The sequence below is a fragment of the Pseudoalteromonas sp. A22 genome, from assembly GCF_018141345.1.
In the GTDB taxonomy this organism is placed as follows: domain Bacteria; phylum Pseudomonadota; class Gammaproteobacteria; order Enterobacterales; family Alteromonadaceae; genus Pseudoalteromonas; species Pseudoalteromonas maricaloris.
Genome location: NZ_CP047238.1, coordinates 1,644,721 through 1,665,343, shown reverse-complemented (window position 1 = coordinate 1,665,343; position 20,623 = coordinate 1,644,721). Strand labels below are relative to the sequence as shown.

12 protein-coding genes are annotated in these 20,623 nt (G+C 44.1%); 2 read left to right on the top strand and 10 right to left on the bottom strand.

Annotation, left to right across the window (positions count from 1 at the left end; genetic code table 11):
* Positions 1 to 40 precede the first annotated feature (40 nt).
* Both GSF04_RS12240 and glk read right to left on the bottom strand, forming a co-directional pair.
* On the bottom strand, positions 41 to 1,060 hold the full coding sequence (locus GSF04_RS12240) for a LacI family DNA-binding transcriptional regulator (protein ID WP_010378018.1): 1,020 nt from the start codon (positions 1,058 to 1,060) through the stop codon (positions 41 to 43).
* Positions 1,061 to 1,070: 10 nt separating this feature from the next.
* Positions 1,071 to 2,072 (bottom strand): glucokinase, encoded by a 1,002-nt coding sequence (gene glk / locus GSF04_RS12235; RefSeq protein WP_039495541.1) that lies wholly within the window; start codon positions 2,070 to 2,072, stop codon positions 1,071 to 1,073.
* A 317-nt stretch (positions 2,073 to 2,389) separates the two neighbouring features.
* Between glk and GSF04_RS12230 the strand changes: the two genes are divergently transcribed.
* Positions 2,390 to 3,409, top strand: a complete 1,020-nt coding sequence (locus GSF04_RS12230; protein WP_039495539.1) for a LacI family DNA-binding transcriptional regulator — start codon at positions 2,390 to 2,392, stop codon at positions 3,407 to 3,409.
* A gap of 61 nt (positions 3,410 to 3,470) precedes the next feature.
* Here GSF04_RS12230 and GSF04_RS12225 read toward each other — a convergent pair whose 3' ends face one another.
* The 5 genes from GSF04_RS12225 to GSF04_RS12205 form a co-directional block, all read right to left on the bottom strand.
* Positions 3,471 to 5,867, bottom strand: a complete 2,397-nt coding sequence (locus tag GSF04_RS12225; RefSeq protein ID WP_211859653.1) for a glycoside hydrolase family 15 protein — start codon at positions 5,865 to 5,867, stop codon at positions 3,471 to 3,473.
* Between the two features lie 10 nt (positions 5,868 to 5,877).
* Positions 5,878 to 7,377 carry an MFS transporter gene (locus GSF04_RS12220; protein WP_211859652.1) on the bottom strand — a complete coding sequence of 500 codons (1,500 nt, stop codon included), beginning with the start codon at positions 7,375 to 7,377 and terminating at the stop codon, positions 5,878 to 5,880.
* A gap of 3 nt (positions 7,378 to 7,380) precedes the next feature.
* Entirely contained in the window at positions 7,381 to 9,255 is a 1,875-nt protein-coding gene (locus GSF04_RS12215; RefSeq protein ID WP_211859651.1) for an alpha-amylase family glycosyl hydrolase, read from the bottom strand.
* A gap of 119 nt (positions 9,256 to 9,374) precedes the next feature.
* Positions 9,375 to 10,889, bottom strand: a complete 1,515-nt coding sequence (locus GSF04_RS12210; protein WP_211859650.1) for a tryptophan halogenase family protein — start codon at positions 10,887 to 10,889, stop codon at positions 9,375 to 9,377.
* A 158-nt stretch (positions 10,890 to 11,047) separates the two neighbouring features.
* A complete protein-coding gene (locus GSF04_RS12205; protein WP_211859649.1) occupies positions 11,048 to 13,906 on the bottom strand; it encodes a TonB-dependent receptor in 2,859 nt (952 codons plus the stop codon).
* 635 nt (positions 13,907 to 14,541) lie between these two features.
* Here GSF04_RS12205 and GSF04_RS12200 point away from each other — a divergent pair.
* Positions 14,542 to 16,161 carry an alpha-glucosidase family protein gene (locus GSF04_RS12200; RefSeq protein WP_211859648.1) on the top strand — a complete coding sequence of 540 codons (1,620 nt, stop codon included), beginning with the start codon at positions 14,542 to 14,544 and terminating at the stop codon, positions 16,159 to 16,161.
* 40 nt (positions 16,162 to 16,201) lie between these two features.
* Here GSF04_RS12200 and GSF04_RS12195 read toward each other — a convergent pair whose 3' ends face one another.
* The 3 genes from GSF04_RS12195 to pheT all read right to left on the bottom strand — a co-directional run bounded on the left by GSF04_RS12195 (position 16,202) and on the right by pheT (position 20,612).
* A complete protein-coding gene (locus tag GSF04_RS12195) occupies positions 16,202 to 17,812 on the bottom strand; it encodes an EAL domain-containing protein (RefSeq protein WP_211859647.1) in 1,611 nt (536 codons plus the stop codon).
* Positions 17,813 to 17,922: 110 nt separating this feature from the next.
* Complete coding sequence (gene ihfA, locus GSF04_RS12190) at positions 17,923 to 18,222, bottom strand: integration host factor subunit alpha (RefSeq protein ID WP_010377997.1); 300 nt, start codon at positions 18,220 to 18,222, stop codon at positions 17,923 to 17,925.
* Positions 18,223 to 18,224: 2 nt separating this feature from the next.
* On the bottom strand, positions 18,225 to 20,612 hold the full coding sequence (gene pheT / locus GSF04_RS12185; protein WP_211859646.1) for a phenylalanine--tRNA ligase subunit beta: 2,388 nt from the start codon (positions 20,610 to 20,612) through the stop codon (positions 18,225 to 18,227).
* Positions 20,613 to 20,623 lie beyond the last annotated feature (11 nt).

Sequence of the window (20,623 nt, the reverse complement as noted above, 5' to 3'; positions counted from 1 at the left end):
TATGCGTTGGGCTTTGGGGCAAGTATAAAAATTGAAAAAGTTATGAATTCGAGCGCGCTTTCGTCGACTCTCGAGTGATGAGTTTAGCTTCTAAAACTTGCTGAAACGGTGCTTCTTGCGGCTGAGATATATGCTTAATCAGCTCTTCTACCGCTATCCGAGTCATTTCTTCCACAGGCTGTGCTATCGTCGTCAGACCCGGCCAAATATGCCTTGCAATAGGTGCGTTATCAAACCCAGCAATAGATAACTGCTCGGGCACTTTGATCTCTCGCTGCGTAGCAAGTTTTAACACGGCCGCAGCCATGTAGTCGTTTGATGCAAATACAGCTGTTGGTCTTGGCTCTAAGTCCAGTATGGCTTTTGCACTGTCTGCACCTGAGTGATAACTAAAGTTACCTTCTGCAACTAATCGCTCTCGATATTCAATACCATGCTTTGCTAGTGCTTTTTGGTAACCAGAGAAACGATTTTCCGTGGCACTGTGATCAGGGTGACCTTTAATAAAGGCAATTTCGGTATGACCTAAATTGATCAGATGCTCAGTTAACTCAAAAGCGCCCTGCTCGTCGTTACTGCGAATTGAAATCGAATCATCGCCTTCAATGGCTGAAGCAACGCGTGCATAAGGAATATTTCGCTGCTTTAAAAAAGCAATAAGCTCGTTAGAGTCTGAAAACGGCGGAGTAAGCACAATACCGTCAAGTCTCGAGGTGGTAAGCAGCTGATCAACATTGTCGATAAGGTCTTGGCCGCGCAGTTCACAAGGATGTATCAATAAATTGTAACTATGTTTCTGACACGCTTCCAGCGCACCGCTTTGCACTCGCGTAATATAGCTTTTTGATGGGTTGTCGTATAAACAACCGATGATAAAGCTACGATTTTGTGCCAAACCGCGTGCAATAGGATTAGGCTTATAATTCAGCTCTTCAAAGACCTTCAGGACTTTTTCCCGCGTTGCTGGACTAACATTTGGCTCGTTATTTAATACCCGAGATACTGTCTTTTTAGACACTCCGGCATATTCGGCAACGCTATTAATAGTTACTTTTTTCATCGATTTTCCCTTAAGCCCGGCGTCGCTCATGAATACATGCAGCTGCGCCAATCAGTGGGATATTATCTTGTACCACCAAAGTAACTGGAATTTGGCTCGTGTACTGTGACATCATGCCTTTTTCGGTAAAGCGTTCAACAAAGCTACTTGCTTGTAATCGCGCTTTCATCCGCGGCAAGATCCCACCACCTATATAAACACCACCTAAGGCACCAAAAGTCAGTGCTAAATCACCAGCCACACTACCCATCCAGTCACAGAAGTGACTCAATGTTGCGTCGCACACTTTACATTCTTTCGCAAGTGCACTGATCTGCGCCGCATTAAGATCTTTAGCTTGCTCACCACGCACTTCTGCCATGGCTTTGTAGAGTCTCGCAATACCTGGGCCTGAAAACACCGTCTCGACTGAGACATGTTGAATACTCGCGCGCAGTACCGTTAACAGCTCTTTGTCTAAGGCGGTAACCGGTGCAAGTGAGATATGTCCCGCTTCACAGCTCATCACCGCGCTGCCGTTAATATCTCTAGCAAGGCAAGCTGCACCAAATCCAGTGCCAGGACCCATTACGCCGATATTTGCACCTAGCTCAGGCTGACCTTGCTTAATCACTAGGTTTTTCTCTAGTGCTAAGTAGGGCGCCGCATAGGCAAAGGCAGCAAAGTCGTTGATCACGGCAAGTTCAGTAAAATCGAACTGGGCTTTGATGTCTTCGGAATTAAAATGCCAACCTAAATTAGTTAAATGAACTTGCTGAGATTTGATAGGACCGGCAACCGCGAGACAGGCTCGGCTTGGCTGCGCAACAGGTAGCTCAGTTAAATATTTTTGGATAGCGGATTCAAAAGACTGGAATTCAGCACTAGGAAAAGTGGCTTGATGCGTAATTACAAAATGGTTCGTTCGCGTATCAAAATCTGACACGATTGCAAATCTGGCGTTTGTTCCCCCGATGTCGGCAACGACAATCGGCTCAAACGGCACGGATGAATGGCTTGTTGTCTGGCTCATATTATTATCTCTTTATCACTGCGATTATGCTTGGGCTAACATCAGGGCTGCCAGCACACGTCCTGCAATTTACTGTCTCAACTCGCCAAAATTTGCACGCCTTGGCTTTTGCTCTTACCTGTTATTCTGTTAATTTGGTAAAAAATGCTGCCCTTGGCATAGGGCAGCCAAATACGTTTTGACAACAAAATGATAAAACGTCGACATTATGACACCGGTGTCAGACTGTATCAATAAAAATTTGCAAATTCGGTGAAATTGGTTGAAAAAAAAATTGAATGGCTGACAATGTCACTGTCTTAAGCGTTGAGAAGAACATGAAAGGTAAAGCAACTTCATTTGATATCGCCCATTATGCTGGCGTTTCGCAATCTACGGTGTCGCGCGCCCTAAGAAATAGCCCTTTGGTTAACGAAGAAACTCGTCGTCGCGTTCATGAGATTGCTAAAAAGCTTAACTATAAGGTCGATAAAAACGCGAGTAATCTGCGCACTCAGCAAAGTAGTACATTAGCTTTGCTGTTATTTGAAGATCCCACAGAAGACGAGTCACAAATTAATCCTTTCTTTTTAAGTATGCTTGGAAGTATTACCCGAGCGTGTGCAAAAGAAGGCTATGACCTTTTAGTATCGTTCCAATCGACGAGCAGTGATTGGCATGCCGATTATGAGGATAGTCACCGTGCTGACGGGTTAATTTTACTAGGCTATGGTGATTACATCGATTACCAGTCGAAGTTACAAACTCTACTCGACAACCACACAAAGTTTGTTTGTTGGGGGGCAACGGTTGATAACCGTCCAGACTTAACGGTGAGCTGCGATAATTACGGTGGTGGTGTATTGGCTGCAAAGCATTTAATCGACATGGTCAGAACAGATTGTGCGTTTATTGGCGATGCTTCGGATCACAGCCCGGAGTTTTTTGCACGTTTTAAAGGCTTTAGAGACACCCTTAAAGCAAAAGGTATTGAGGTGAGCGACCGTAAGATGGCAAATGCGATTTCCACAGAAGACTCTGGGTATCATGCAACTCGCTCCTTAATCGCCAACAATGTTAAATTTAACGCGCTTTTCGCGGCTAGCGATCTTATTGCTATTGGCGCGATTAAGGCGCTTCAAGAAGCAGGCGTTCGCGTTCCTCATGATGTACATGTCGTTGGCTTTGATAACATTGCCGCGGCGGGTTATGTTTCTCCCTCTTTAACTACTGTGCAGCAAAACACCACATTGGCAGGACAAATGCTGGTCGATAACTTACTTACGCTTATCCGAGGTGAAGCAGTAGCCTCTACCCTCTTGCCACCGAAATTGATTGTTAGGCAGTCTTCACGGTAGCAATAGCGATAAAAATGCCGAACTCATCTTCGGCATTTTTTATGTGTTTACTCACTGTTTGTTATTTCAGTTTACTTTCTACGATTGGGTAGTGATCCCACACTTGTTTTTCATTAAGAGAGCGCACTAACTTTACGTATTCAGCATGTGTCCAAGCCAAAGGCGTCGCCGAGTTGGTTCCTTCGCCAAGTTGATAGCCAAAGGTATTTTTACCCACACCATCCCATACTTGCTCAGGTAACATCATGCCTTCATTAGCAAAGTGCTCCATCCCCTTCACATAAGTATTTTGTATTTTGCTCTGCTCATCCGCACTCAACTCACCATCGAGCAGCGCCAGCGCAATATCATAGTGACCACGCTCTCCGGTAAAGAAAGGCCACACTCGACCGCGTTGACCATCGGTATTCTGACCATTTTCGGCATAATTAATACCACGCTTCTCGTCTTCACCATAACCGTCGTTACCGTAACGGCGGTACCCCGGATAACTATTAACATCGCCATCAAATTTAAAGCTATATTTTACTCTTAAGTTTTCAGCTATCGACTCATCATCGTATTCAGGCATGGTAGCCACGATGCTCGGGGCGTCAGCCCCTCTAACCCCGTAACGCACAAGTTCTAAAAAGCCACCATCGATGATCTGCTTCTTATCCATTCCGCTGCGGCCATTATTGGCATTTAAGGTCGTACTGGAATTAGGGTTTTCGTCTTGTCCAATACGGAAGAAATATTGACCGTCACTGTGTTTGCTTTGCAGATTACCTTTGGTTGTGAACATGAATGACTCAACATCACGATTATACTGCTGCGCCGTCGCAAGGAATTTCTCTTGTCCCGCTTTATCACCGGCCAATTTAGCAATGTCGCTCGCCGTTACAAGGCCTGCAATGATTGCCGCGGTAGTCGATGGTGAATAGCCATTTTGCTCTTCCCAACGCTCTTGTTGCGTCGCAGGCGGTGTGATTTGCGTGTCATTCCACAATATTTTAGCCAGTCCACCTTCAACTAAGAAGTTAGCTGCGGGCTTTAACATCTTATTGTACCAATAAACCAGTCTATCATCGCTTAGCACACCCGCTTGCCACAGTTTCCATGCCAGCATAATCGGCATTGCCGTTTGGTCAAGTTGTACACCAACCCACTCAAGCTCGCCATCTACATGCGTTTTTTGTAAGAACCAGCCAGTATCACCGTGGTTACCCGGTGTTTTATCCGTAACCTGCACTTTTTCTAGATACTCAAAAGCAGTGAGTGCTGTTTGTGTATCTCCCATCGCCAAAAATGCCATCGCTACTTGATAAAAATCACGCACCCATACTGCTTTATAACCGGTATGGCCTTGCTCTGCTGGCACTGTGTCACCCCACGGATTTGACAACGATGCTATCAGCGCGCCGGCATGGGTTTTATCTTCTTGCGCCTTAAGCACAAGCGCACTGGTGTAAAGTAACTTGCCGTTGTCTGCGGTATTTGCCGTCATGGACTTTAGCGGCACTAAACTGTCGAGATAATCTTGCCAGCCCGTCGCTTCGCCTTGACCATTATAATCAGCCAGTACCTTGTCATAACCTTTGGCTAATGTGGCTGCCCCCTCAGCAAAGCTCTGCTGCTGAGAATGACCAAAACTCAAGGTAAGGTCAAAGGTGCTGCTGCCCTTTACTTGTCCTAAGTTTGCCAACCAGTTAACGTTGCCACTCTCTTTGCCTGTAGATGCATAAGCCAGAGCTATATGTCCTGTAGTCTCAAGTGCCGCTAAATTATCGCTGGTGCCAGTATAACCGACAGATGCTTCAACAAAGCCGGTTTTGCTCTGCAATGAGAGATAGTTCTTACCTTCCCATGCTAACAAACCTTGCTCTGTCACTTTTGCAAAATCGTTTAAGCCATTGTTATTCACGTATGGATTAACGTTCACAAAAGTCTGTACATCTTTGAGATCAGTATCTACTTTTGCTCTAACAAACAAGGTTTGTCCATCAGGGTCGGTAAAAATGTGCTTTTCAAGGGTAAAGCGACCTTGTTTATCTTTGCTTAAAATTTTGTAAGCCAGCGATAACGGGCGTCCACTGGCATCTTTATAAAGATAGTCAATCGTGACATCAAGGGCGTCAGTATCAGATTCTTTCACTGCAAAGCCGTCACCCACAATGATAAATTGCATGTCTTTGATCTGCGCTTGGTGAATAAGTCCAAACATGGTCTCTGTGATCATCCCTTTTGCAACAGAAAACCATACCTTTGAAACTGCTTTAGTAACCGTAGAATCGCTGTACTTGCCGTCTTCGTAGGCTTCATACGATGTACCTATCCCCGTTTTTCCAGAGTATGACCAATAAGGTTTAACGCCAGGTGCACCTGGTGCCGTCAGGGTTTCACTGCCAGATTGCTGTGATCCGCAACCCATGAGGCCAGCACTTACCAAGGCTAGTGCGATTGTTGATAGTTTAATCATCTCGTTCTCCTTATTGAGCCTTTATCGTGACTCTTGAAACAGCTAATGCAGCGAGTAAAAATGACACGCCTCCGATGACGAGTGCGAATATCGGTTGGTTATCAAAACCATGACGCAGAATTAGACCTAGAATACTGGCGGCGAGTAATTGTGGGATCACGATAAAAAAGTTAAAGATCCCCATAAATACACCCATTTTGTTGCTTGGCAAAGCGTTACTTAACATCGCGTAAGGTAATGACAAAATAGATGCCCAAGCAAAGCCAATGCCCACCATTGGCAACCAAAGTAATGTGGGGTCAACGATAAATTTGAAGCTAATTAAAGACACTGCGCCAAAAAACAAGTTAGCTGCATGTGCCCCTTTGAGGCCGATGCGCTTAACCATGAATGGGATCACCATCGCAGCAATAGCAGCAAAGCCATTGTAGGCTGCAAATAACACCCCGACCCAATCAGCACCGTCGTTATAAAGCTTGCTCGTTACATCTGACGTACCATAGTGATGGCTCGTCACCGCTGAGGTGGTGTAGATCCACATGGCAAATAGCGAAAACCAGCTAAAAAATTGCACCACAGCAAGCTGCTGCATGGTCTTTGGCATCGTAAATAAGTCAAAAATAACATGATAAAAACCATTACTTACAGTCTGTTTTTGCTGCATCACATGCGCAATGACAAATACAATTGCAAAAGCGATAAGCAGCCCACTAAGCAAATAAAGCTCTTTTTCAAGGCCAAGAAGTGCAACGGCAAGCAACACAATAACGCCAATGAAACCGCTCACCACACTGCCTTTTAAAAAGTTCACAGTTAGGTCTGACAGTGTTGCGCTTTGCGTATTCGTTTGCGCTTGTTCAAAAGCAGCGAGTTGCTCAGGGCTATATTCTTTCGTTTTTAGAATCGTCCACAATACGGAGATGAACAAAATAGCTCCCCCCCAGTAAAATGCGTATTTTACCGAGTCAGGGATTTGTCCTGCAGGAGCTGTGTTACTCACCTCAAACCAATTGGTCATCATCCAAGGCAGCGCAGACGCTACCACGGCACCAACACCAATGAAAAAGCTCTGCATCGCATAACCTGTAGCACGTTGCTTTTCATTCAGATTATCACCTACTAATGCTCTAAACGGCTCCATCGTGACGTTGATAGACGCATCCATTATCCACAGCATACCCGCCGCAATCCAAAGCGTTGGAGAATTGGGCATAATGAAAAGCGATAGCGTGGTGAGAATAGCCCCCCACAAGAAAAATGGTCTTCTACGCCCAAGCTTACCCCATGTTCTATCACTCCAATAGCCGATAATTGGTTGCACGATTAAACCCGTTAAGGGCGCCGCAACCCACAGTATAGGGATGTCATCGACCTTAGCACCGAGGGTTTGAAAAATACGGCTCACGTTGCCGTTTTGCAGTGCAAAACCAAATTGGATCCCAAGAAACCCAAAGCACATATTCCATATCTGCCAAAAACTGAGTTGTGGTTTTTGTTGTTCTTGTTGCATAGGTTACTTCTCTAATTGATAAACCACGCTGGCAAGCGGTGCTAGCGTAATCGTTGCGTTGGCGTGCTCGCCATCAGTTGTTGGTTGTAATTGTAAAGTCGGGTGTGACTCTAAAATATCGTTATAAACACCATCCCACTCTTTAGGCAGATTTACGGTGACTATTTGTTCTTGTTCTGCATTAAAGTTGCTCACGACCAACAGCTTTTGTTGACCTAATTTACGGCCAAATGCCATGACTGTTTCAGCATTGCTTGGCATCTCAGCACTCAGAGCGACTTGCTGGTATTCACCAGCCGCAATTGCCGGCTGCTTTGCTAGATTGAGTAATTTGACGTAGTAATTACGAAGTGCCTTTTGCTCATTTGAAAGTAGCGCGCCATCAAATTTCCCTTTATTCATCCATTTTTGATGTTCGGGTACACCAATATAGTCAAAGATACTGGTTCTGCTTGGACTGCCGAACCCCGCCTGCTCAGAGCCGTCTTCCCCCAATGTTTGCCCAAAATAGATCATCGATGGCGCTGTGCTTATCAGGTGACTAACCACCATAGCGGGTTTACCTTTTAGCGGATCGCCTACAAATTCAGGGCTTGCAATCCGCTGCTCATCATGGTTTTCTAAAAAGTGCAACATATGGGGGGCAATATCGGCTACCGATTGATGCATATCCAACACGGCTTGGGCACTACCTTTGCCTTGCATTAACGCCTTCAAGGTGTCGTAGAAACCCACTTTGTCGTAGAGGTAATCCATCTTCCCTTGCTTGATATACGGGCGATATAAAGTGGGGTTATAGACTTCAGCAAGCAAGAAAGCTTCAGGATTTTTTGTTTTAATCGACGAGTTTAAGAAGCTCCAAAACTCTACTGGCACCATTTCCGCCATATCGTAACGAAAACCGTCTACGCCCTTTTCTAACCAAAAGTGGGTAATGGCTTGAAATTTGTACCAACTATCTGGCAATTGCTTGTGTTGCCAAAATTCAAAGTGCGCACGGTAATCCTGCTGAGCATAATCGTCTGGCAAGCGGTCGAAATCGTAGCTACCGTCAGGCTTCACACCGTAATTCACTTTGACGGTTTCATACCAATCGTTAATATCAGGCTTTGCCGCGCGAGCACCGTTACCGGTCCACTTTGCTGGATTTTCTGCAAATTTGCCATCCGCCAATGGATGAGACTCACCACCTAACACCTGATAGCTTTCACTCGTTGGTACGGTAAACTCCTCACCAACCACATAATAAAAATTATTGTCCCGAGCATATGCAACTTGCGTGTCGTCATTCGCGCCAAAATCGACAGTCCCTTTAGGCGCACCGAGTGACTCATAGTTACGAGCGACATGGTTTGGCACAATATCAATGATCACTTTCAAGCCGGCGTCATGTGTACGTTTGATTAAGGCTTCAAACTCAACCAGTCGTGCGGAAGGATCGTTCGCGAGATCAGGGTTAACGGTGTAGTAATCTTTTATTGCATAAGGTGAACCCGCTCTGCCTTTTACAACATCAGGATCATCTTGGCTGATCCCATACTTGCTATAATCCGTCACTACTGCGTGATGGAGCACGCCGGTATACCAAACATGGGTCACACCCATCGCCTTAATTTGTTGTAATGCCGTAGGAGTAAAATCAGAAAACTTGCCTACGCCGTTTTCCTCTAGCGTTCCCCAAGGTTTGTTCTCTGTTTTAGTATTGCCAAAGAGCCTTGTGAATACTTGATAAACAACGGGTTTGCTCACTGGCGCCACTTCCGATTGCAATGTCATTTGTTCGGTTTTTTTATCAACTGGCTTGGGGCCACAGCCACTTAAACTTACTGCACCACCCAAAAGCGCTGACACAGCCAATAGTAGAGATTTATTTTTCATAGTGTTGTCATAATGCTATTTTAAAAGAGTCTACTTGCGTAAACGAACGTACTGAACCCATTACATATGTATTCAGAAAGACCCTTGATTAGATTTTATTTATAACGATTAATACCAAGTTACTTGTGAACATTTGCCACAAAGCTTTCTAGCTCCATTCGGTGATCTTTAAAATTCAATCCACATCGTCTGATGAAGTCATTCACTTTTTCGATGTTATGTTGGTTTGCTAGGGCATTGCCTGACTTAAGCTGAGCTTGTTCTGGGTAGATACCATAACCTGCCAATAAACAATGCCAGCTGACTGAAGGGTAATATTGCTCAACGTTTTGGCGAACTAATTCATCCGATAAGTTATTACCAGAAACCCAAGTCTGTAAAATTTGATAGAGTGACCGCGATAAGTGGTTATTGTTGGCATTATCAAGCCAGTAGTTGGTGTCAGTACGACTATTGACACGATAATGAGCGACAATATAGTCTCGAATAGCCTGATACCGTTCGCTCAAAGCGCGGTTGTGTTTATCTCTGTTACCATCGGTAAAATCCGCATCTTGATAGCATTCAATGAAACTTTGAACGGTTTCTTGGACTATATGCAAAGCGGTTGCTTCTAATGGCTCTATAAAGCCCTGAGATAAACCAATAGCGATGCAGTTTTTACTCCAATGCGCTTTAACTTGCCCGACTTTCATTTTTATATGCCGAGCTTCTACTTCTGAGTCCAACAAACCCAAAGCCGCCCTTAGCTCGGTTTCGGCTTGATCCGCATCGCAGTAACGCTGACTATAAACATAACCATTGCCGATACGGTTCGTTAGTGGAATGTGCCAAGACCACCCAAATTGACGCGCAACAGATTGTGTTTCGGAGCGAATAGTGTCAAGTTGCTTGGTAGGTATAACGACCGCAGCGTCGTTAAATAAATTGGACTCGAATGACTCAAAACCCACACCTAAAGTATGTTGTAGCAGTAAACTTTTGAAGCCCGAGCAGTCAATAAAAATATCCCCAGCGATTTCTGTACCATCAGACGTTATCAGTGCCGCAATATCACCATCAAGGTGTTTCCGAACGTCGGTAATTGTGGCATCAATGTGTTTTACATTAAACTCAGCCGCTTTGCGAGCCAACAACTGGCCAAGCAATGCTGAGTCAAAGTGATAACCATAATTAATTTCGAATGGGAAGCTTTCTGCAGCAATTGGGGATTTATTTAAATCAGCCAAGTGAGTCGCTAAAAAAAAGTGGTCTGGGTGGCCTTCTACGTCAATCGCCTTACGCCGAACAAAGCTGTTATGAAAAAAAGCCGGTGCACTGTAGTCATCAGGTTGTGCAGGAAATGGATGAAAATAGCTAGAAAATCCAGGTTTTGTCGACCAATCTATAAACCGAATGCCATTTTTATAGGTCGCATTACAAGCCGGCATCCACTCGGCTTCCGAGATACCTAAATAGTCCATAAATCCTTTGAACTGCGGAGTAGACCCTTCACCAACACCAATAGTCCCGATGCTAGAAGATTCAACCACAGTGATTTCTATCGCTTTATCTGCCCAGCTTTTTGCCATCATATTTGCGGCCATCCAACCTGCAGTTCCACCACCTAAAATCACTATTTTCTGACTTTTCATCGCCTTCGCACCTTAAACCTATTAAAAACCATGTATTGAAAGTGAACCAAACATATCAATTTAGATAATTGATGATAACCACTCATTGCGCTATGAGCGATTATAAAAAAGCCACCAAAGCAGGTGTTACTTTGGTGGCCATGGATGCTTGCGACTAATTAGAAGCTATAGTTAAACCCTAAATAATACTGGCGACCAAACTCTTTGTACTCACCAGTGGCAAGTGCAGTACCATAGTTAGTGGTATTTGGCTCATCAGTTAGGTTATTAACCTGTAAGACGGCTTCCAAACCATTCTCAAAGTTGTACGATGCCTGCCAATCAACCACAGTATATTCATCAGCCCAAGCTAGAGAAGAGCCACCAGGTGAAGCCCCTTCATACACATACTCATCACGGTAACGGATATTCAGGTGTGTTGTGAACGAGTCTATGTTCCAAAATACCGTCGCACTCCAAACATTTTTTGATAGACCTGGGAGTGGCAATTGCTGATCAGGGAAGTTACCACCGCCATCTACCGTTGTTTCGCTCTCAGTATATGAATAGTTAGCGTTAAAACCTAAACCTGAAAAGACGCCCGGTAAATTATCAAACATCGTGGTATAAGCAAGCTCAATACCTCTTATGTATCCACCTTGATCATTATTCTGAGTCGTTTGGTATTGACCTGCAACGAATCCATCAGGAACCTCTAGGCCAATATCAGCCCAGTCAACTTCACCTTCTTGATAAGTGATACTTTCAATCAAAGATTCAATATCTTTCCAGAATATCGCGGCAACAAAAGCACCACCATCTTCAAAGTAACGCTCATAAGATAAATCAATTTGAGTCGCTCTAAACGGGTCTAAATTTGGGTTACCTTTTGACCACACATTATAACGAGGACTAGTACCATCATTTGCGGTGTCAGCCCAAGAACCTGCACCACCTCTAAGCTGGTAGACAGGTGGACGGCCAATAACTTCTGCTGCTGCAAACCTAATTTGGTCTGTGTCACTCACTCTGAAATTGAGGTTTAGTGAAGGCAATGTGTCTGTATACTCAGGACCATAATTAACATGGCGATAATCGGTTCTTTCAACGCCATTGTCATCGATAATTGAGTCACCAACTTCATCACCTTGGATCTGTTGAATGCCTATTGATTTCGTATCAGTTCTTACTACTCGAACGCCAAAATTACCCGTCACTGGTATGTCGGCAATTTCGGTATCTATATTTGCCATAATATAACCGGCTAATACTTCTTCTCGAACAGCTCCACTTTCAATAAGTGTCCAATTGTGGCCCCAAGTTTGTTGCGCCTCATAATTACCCGGACCAAATACTTCGTTAGCGATACCTTCAAGATCTAGTTCCAAATATTGGAAACCTCGAGTATCTCTAACCGAAACATATCCCGTCAAATCGTGAGGAATACACGGGTGGTTCTGATCATTAAATTCGCAGCCTTTGTTCGTGACGATGGTGCCATCCGGTAACTGGTAACCATTTTGACCTTCACGTGCGCCCCATCTAAATGTCGAGCGTTGATCCGTAAATTCACGGTCAGACCAACGCGCACCAACTTCTATCGAAGAAATAAAGCTGTTCTCAATAAAATACTTAAAATCAACCTTAACGCTATCTAACTCGTCTGTGTACTTGTGAGGGAATTGTTCCCAATCACCCAGTCGCATATTAGATAGGTCGGTATACCCGTTGCCAAGTGTTAACAGTGGTGAATCTTTCTCTCTTTGTTCAAAAGAAAACGTTTGATTTCTTAATTCTTGCCAGGTGTTAACTAATGTTCCATCTTCCAGTGTAGAAGTACCGTACTCGTATGCATGCATTGAAGCAATCATATCTCTACGCGTTTTTTCCCCTTCACTATGAGCCCAGTCGAACTTTAATTCCCACGAATCTGTCGTGTATTGCAAGTTTAAGCCAAAGCTGTCGGTGGTTGAGTCCGTTGATTGGTCTTCAGAGCGCATCTCAACCCATGGGCCATTGGGATCCGTAATAGTTACATCCCCAGCGACTAGAAAACCATCTTTAACAACTGCATTGTCAACCGTATACAACGAGTTAATATCTTTTGAAAACCCTTCAATATTTAAGCCGCTCTTTTTATCTTCCGATTCAAACTTAGAATGGAAATAATCAAATTGTACTTTGAATGCGTCTGTTGGCTGATACACCAAGGTGCTTAACAGGCCAAGTCTTTCATCGCTGCCTTTGGCTGAGCGATATTGAAAGCCATTGACTGAGCGCTCTTCAGTACCATCGCCATCAAAATCCTGAGAGCGTGTAGGAGCATGCGCTGAGATATCAATTGCATTATTTGGTTGGTTTAGATACGCCCCACCAATAGCAAAACCAAGTGTCTCATTTAGGAATTTACCTCGGTATGAAAAACTAATACGTTCGCCTGTTGAATCCGCGCCCACATCTGACGCTGCATCATTGTAGGAATATCTTACCGAAGAATTAAAATTATGTTCTTTATCAGCATCGAGAGGGTTTGCCGTTTTAAGTTCAACCGTAGCCGCAACACCACCTTCAATCAGCGATGCTTTTGGTGATTTATACACTGCGGCTTGATTAATTAATTCTGACGGATATTGGTCGAATGAAATCCAGCGACTACCTGCGGTGTATCCACTGGTACTCGCCTGCTCACGTCCGTTTAATGTGGTTTGAATAAAGTCGCCGTTCATCCCGCGAATATTAAGTTGCGAAGATTGCCCACTTGCTCTTACCGCGGTGATCCCAGGTAATCGGCTTAGCGAGTCAGCGATTGACACGTCAGGTAAGGAAGCTAAGTCTCCAGCATCAACTACTTCTGCAATGGTGTCGCTAAATCTTTTTTTATCGATTGAGGCGATGATACTGCGCGAGATACCTCGAACTTCGATCACCTCAACGTTATGTTCTTCATTATTAGCAGTGTTATCTTCAACAGGAGCAGCATGGCTCACACCCGCAGCAATCAGCGCAAGCGTTAGCATACTCGGTTTGAACTTAGACATAATGTTTTATCCCAATTAACCATATTATATTGTGCGATTTGTTCATCAGGCGTGCAAAATGATGAAAAAACAAACGAGCACAGTTGTTGTCAGTCAAATACTAGCGGCTGATTAAATTTGTAAACAACTTTATGCATACGTATTCAAAGCTAGTGCATTTCAACGAAATTTACAGGCTTTTTACAGGAATAAAACTCAACTTTATGATAAATATATATTTTTATTAGTTAAGGTCATAAGACCGACGGCATTTATTTACCTGCTTTAATTTCACTAAATCTTAACTTTCATGGGCTATTATTGTCGGCTGAGCATCAAAATATCCTCAACATGTCATCACTAGTCATACCCAAGTTAAATTGGTCTTACCAAAAATTCTCTCTCGAAAAGCTTCATTTGTATGGTTATTCCTTTTTAAAGGCCAATATTGGTAAATTTATTTTATAAAATAAAATTATGTAAATGACTTATCATAAACTTACCCAACAAAGTCTGCATACGTATGCAGGTTTTTTACAGCCCCATGAGCATGACGTATTCTTTGGCAAAACTAGTGGTGAAAGTGCCTAGCATAGTATTTACTTGATACTCAGCACTGCCAAAGAACAAACACGCACATAGCCTGGAGAAAGTGCATGGCAAATAATGAATGGTGGAAAGGCGCGGTTATCTATCAAATATATCCGCGTAGCTTTCAGGACAGTAATGCAGATGGTATTGGCGACTTACAGGGTATTATTCAGCGACTAGACTACATTAAATCGCTTGGTGTTGATGCAGTATGGATTTCACCATTTTTTAAGTCACCAATGAAAGACTTTGGCTATGATATTAGCGACTATCGCGATATAGATCCTATGTTTGGTACACTCGACGATTTTGACACGCTTATCAGCGAAGCACATAATCGTGATATTAAGATCATTATTGATCAAGTACTTAGTCATACCTCAAATCAACACCCTTGGTTTGTCGAAAGTCGTGAAGACAAAACAAACGACAAAGCAGAATGGTATGTATGGGCCGATGCCAATCCAGACGGCAGTCCACCAAACAATTGGCTATCCATTTTTGGTGGTGTCGCCTGGCAGTGGGAGCCTAGACGTTGCCAATATTACCTGCATAACTTCCTCACTGAGCAGCCGGATCTTAACTTTCATCATCCTGAAGTACGTAAAGCCGTACTAGATAACGTCGAATTTTGGCTTAAAAAAGGCGTTGATGGATTTAGACTAGATGCAATCAACTTCTGTTTTCACGATAAGCAGCTTAGGGATAATCCAGCTAAACCTATTGAGCTTCGTCAAGGTCGTGGCTTTAGCGAAGACAACCCTTATGCTTTTCAGTACCATTATTACAACAATACGCAACCTGAAAACTTACTGTTCATGGAAGAGATCCGTGCCTTATTAGATAGATACCCAGGCACAGTTAGCTTAGGTGAGATAAGCTCAGAAGACTCTTTGCAAACAATGGCAGAGTACACGGCCGATGGTAACAAGCTACACATGGGTTATAGCTTTGAGCTGCTAACTAACGACTATAGTGCAAAGTACATCAGAGAAACGGTTTCTCGCCTAGAGTCAGTCATGACCGAAGGTTGGCCATGTTGGGCGTTTGCAAATCACGATGTAGAACGGGTAGCTAGTCGCTGGAGTGTAGATGGCAAGGTAAACGATACACAGGTAAAAATGCTCACCGCCCTTCTCGGTTCATTGCGCGGTAGCGTCTGTATGTATCAAGGCGAAGAATTAGGACTTGGCGAAGCCGCCGTTGCCTTCGAAGAGCTGCAGGACCCATATGGCATTACCTTTTGGCCAAACTTTAAAGGCCGTGATGGCTGTAGAACTCCGCTTCCGTGGACGAAGGCAAAAACCAATGCTGGCTTCTCAGTGTCTAAGCCTTGGTTACCAGTTTCTGAAGCACATGCTCTACGAGCAGTAGACGAACAAGCAGTAGATAGCAATTCAACGCTCAGCTACTATCAAGCCTTTTTACAGTGGAGAAATGCGCAACCTGCACTAAAAACAGGTGACATTGAGTTTATTGATACCCCAGAGCCGGTGTTAGCTTTTTACCGTAAAACACAAACCCAAACACTGCTGTGCGCATTCAACTTAGCAGCTACTCAACAAAGCGTGACACTTCCTGAAGTTACATTGAGGCAGTGCGATCTGAAGCACCTAAGCGGCACGGCGAGCGCAAATGCACTAACACTTGATGCATTTGGTTGCTACTTCGCTGAGGTTGTATAATAGTTGGGCCTTTTTCTGAGCTTTGGTTAAATAAGAGCGGTTAAGCCGCTCTTTTGTTATCTAACACTTTACCTATCTCACGCTGTAGTTGGGGCAGTTCCAGTGCTTTGAAATAAAGCCAACCTTGATGAATATTCACCCCTCGACTTTTGAGATAACGAGCTTGAGCTTGGGTTTCTACCCCTTCAGCAATCAGTTTTTTATCCAGCTTTTCCGCCATATCAATCACGGCCGATAAAACCGGGGATTGCAAAGTATCTAGGCCAATTGATGCAACAAAGCTCTGATCTATTTTTAGCAGGTCGATCGGAAAACTTTGTAAGTACTGCAAACCACTATACCCCGTACCAAAATCATCAATCGCGATTTCTATTCCAGCACGTTTGAGCTCGGTTAGTACCGTTTTCGTTTGAGCCTGCGTCAGCACGTCACGCTCGGTTAATTCAATAGTCAACGAGGATATTTGGTTTTTTGCAGCAAGTAAGGTATCGATATAGCGTTTAGAGCCCAGAAGTAAACCATTAACGTTAAAAGACACCTTAAAGTCTGGCTGAGCGACTAAGATGTCCGTCAAATCACGCACAGCATTTTCGACTTGTGCTATCGAGATATCTAAAATAGTACCATCACGCTCAGCCTCTGGCACAAAGTAAGCGGGGCCGAGCACACCTTCAAGTGGATGACGCCAACGAATGAGTACTTCCACGCCCACTATCGATGGCATCTGTGCATTAACAAGAGGTTGATACACGTTAAATAACTCATCATTTGCCAATGCTCTTAATATTTGTGTTTTACTGCTTAGCTGGCGCTTGTCATAGCTGATCAATAACAACGTGAGGCCAACCCAAGAGGCGCAATACAACACACTCCAAAGTACTAGCCACAGCCACCCTAGACTCACTAGTTGCTCATCATTTTTTGCAATGATTAAGCTCATCTGCGGCAAACTCGGAATAGCTGCAACGTACGCAAACTTTACCTTTGCATCATCAAATAGTCCCTCTACCGCGCGGCTATTAGCAGTTGGAAATAGTTTTTGGCGGATTGGTAAAGCGTATTTACCATTTAGAAAAACCGGCACACCCGTGCTATTGTCGACCAAGGCAGCAAAATCGGTATTATGATGAGCCGAGATATCAAGCATACTCTTTAGCCAATGATCCGGCATCAACACATTTACCTCATAACCATCGTCTCTCGTGCGCGCTAAAACAAAGGCTGGAAGTTCTAAATAGTCGGTAATGATTGGGCCATAGTATCTAAGTCCGGGCTTTTTTATTGGGGCACTGGTATTCACAGGTGGAGTGAGTTGCCCAAAAGAATTGCAGACCAATTTCCCTTTACTATCTACGATCCCTATCTCGCTCATGCCAGGGTTTTCAAAAACCAATCTACGCATGTAGTGTAGACCGTCAGGGTCACAATTTGGAGAAAGGTGGATGGCATGTTTTAAGGTATCGTCTACAACGACAAACTCTTTGTTGATGTCAGATACGATTCGACTCGCTACGGTGACAAGATTGGATTTAGCGGTCTCTTTTTGATGCACATAAGTGAAGGCGGCCACAATTGAAAATACAAAGGTGCAAGACAACCAAGCAATAAAGATATTCTTAAACAACTTGCTTAAGGAGTGTGCTCCTCGCATAAGCTCCTCACTCCACGGAACGCAAACAGGCGCAGAGTGTAGCTTGAATATGTGACAAAACTATTTCAATATAAAAAAAGCCTTGGTATCACCACCAAGGCTTTCTTATATTACAAGTTTTTGCTTGTGCCGACCTCAACACGAGTTTTTAACTTTTGGCCAGGCCTAAAAGTTACCACGCGTCGCGCAGAGATAGGAATATCTTCCCCAGTTTTTGGGTTCCTACCTGGGCGTTCCTTCTTGTCGCGAAGGTCAAAGTTACCAAACCCGGAGAGCTTCACTTGCTCGCCGTTTTCTAGCGCTGAGCGGATTTCTTCAAAAAACGCTTCAACTAAGTCTTTGGCATCTTTCTTATTGATCCCCAGTTTTTCAAATAGGTGTTCAGCTATGTCGGCTTTAGTAAGCGCCATATCTAGTCCCTCAACGATGCATTGAATTGTTTGGCCAGTTCGGCCACCACGTTTTCTACAACCGCGTTGATGTCTTTCTCTTCGAGCGTTCTATCAACCGCTTGCAATGTTAGAGCAATGGCTAAACTCTTATGATCAGGTTCAACCCCTTGCCCTTTGTACACATCGAATAAGTTTAGGTCAACTAATTGATTTCCGCCAACTTTCTCAATGCACTCTAAAATATCGCCTATTTTTACGTCATCTGCAACTAAAATAGCAATATCTCTTCTATTTGATGGGAATTTCGAGATACTAACAGCTTCTGGAAGCTGGCGATTTTCTAAAGCAGCCATGTCGATTTCAAATACATATGGCGTATCTTTAAGTTCTAACGGCTTTAATAGCTGAGGGTGAACTGCACCGATGAAACCAACCTTTTTACCGTCTGCATAAATTGCAGCTGATTGACCTGGGTGCAAACCATCGCTCGCTTCTGCTTTAAAACTAAAGCGTGCTTTGTCGTTACAAAGCGCAAGCAAAGCTTCTACATCGCCTTTCACATCAAAGAAATCAACTTTACGTGAAGGCACAGACCAATGTTCGTTATGCGTGTTACCATACGCGATGCCACCGATCACAGCGGTTTGACGTACGCCGTTTTCTGCGTTGTCGTCTTTGATAAACTTAAGGCCCGTTTCGAATAAGCGAATACGTGACTGTTGGCGGTTTTGGTTATAAGAAACCGCATTGATCAAGCCTGTCATCAGGCTTACACGCATTGCTGACATTTCAACCGAAATTGGATGCGGAAGAATTAATGCATCTGCTTCTGGGTGTAACTGCTGTTGTGCTTTTGGATCAACGAAGCTATATGTGATGGCTTCTTGATAACCACGGCTTACTAACTCATCTCTAAAACACGCTACAGGCAAACGTGCTTCTTGATGATCTGTCATCTTTAACGCAGCGGTTGGCGCCACATTTGGAATATTGTTGTAGCCAAATACGCGCGCAACTTCTTCAATTAAGTCTTCTTCAATACTAATGTCGAAGCGATAGCTTGGTACTTGAGCTTGCCACTGGCCACCTGCAAATGTTACCGCTAAGCCCAGACGTGTTAAGATGTCTGATACTTTAGCATCTTCGATATGATAACCGATCACGCGGTCTAAACGCTCACGGCGTAAAGTGACTTGACGCTCTTTTGGTAAATCAGTTTCTGACACAGCTTCAACAATCGGCCCTGCTTCACCGCCAACGATTTCAAGTAGCAAGCCTGTTGCTCTTTCCATCGCATCACGCTGCAGTACCGGGTCTACACCACGCTCATAACGGTGCGATGCATCAGTATGCAAACCGTAGCTGCGAGCCTGGCCTGCAATCGCAAGCGGTGCAAAGAACGCGCTTTCTAACAAGATGTCTTTTGTCTCGTCACTAACACCTGACTGTTCGCCACCAAAAATACCTGCCATCGCAAGTGCTTTATTATCATCAGCAATCAGTAGTGTTGATGGATTAAGCTTCGCCGTGTTGCCGTCTAACAATACTAGCTCTTCATTCTCAAAGGCATTACGTACTTTAATTCCACCTTCGATTTGGCTTAAATCGAACGCGTGCATAGGGTGACCTAGCTCAAGCAATACGTAGTTCGTAACATCAACAACTGGGTCAATTGAGCGTACACCGCAGCGGCGCAGTTTTTCTACCATCCAAAAAGGGGTCTCTGCTTTAACATTAACGCCCTTGATCACACGACCTAAGTAGCGTGGACATGCTTCGCTGTTTACCAGTTCAATAGAGATTTTATCATCAATCGTTGGCGTAACTGGCGTGATAGCAACTTCTGTTACGTCGATGCTGTTTAGTACTCCAACTTCACGAGCCAGACCTTTGATCCCTAAACAGTCGCTACGATTAGCCGTTAAATCGACATCAATCGTTACATCGTTCAAGCCGAAGTATTCACGAATATCTTGACCGATTGGCGCATCCATAGGGAGTTCTAAAATACCGTCTGAACTTTCCGCCATACCAAGCTCTTCAAACGCACACAGCATACCGTGAGACGGCTGACCGCGAAGTTTAGCTTTCTTAATTTTGAAATCGCCTGGAAGCGTTGCGCCCACTTTAGCAACCGCCACTTTTAAACCGGCACGGCAGTTAGCGGCACCACAGACAATATCTAGTAGTTCGTCTTCGCCTACGTTTACTTTTGTTACTCTAAGTTTGTCAGCGTCTGGGTGTTGACCACATTCAACCACTTCACCGATCACCACACCTTGGAAGTCACCGGCAACAGGGTCTACACCATCAACTTCTAAACCCGCCATTGATAATTGCTCAGATAGCGCATCAGTATCAATTGCTGGATTGACCCACTCGCGTAACCACTTTTCACTGAATTTCATACTTTTGTCGC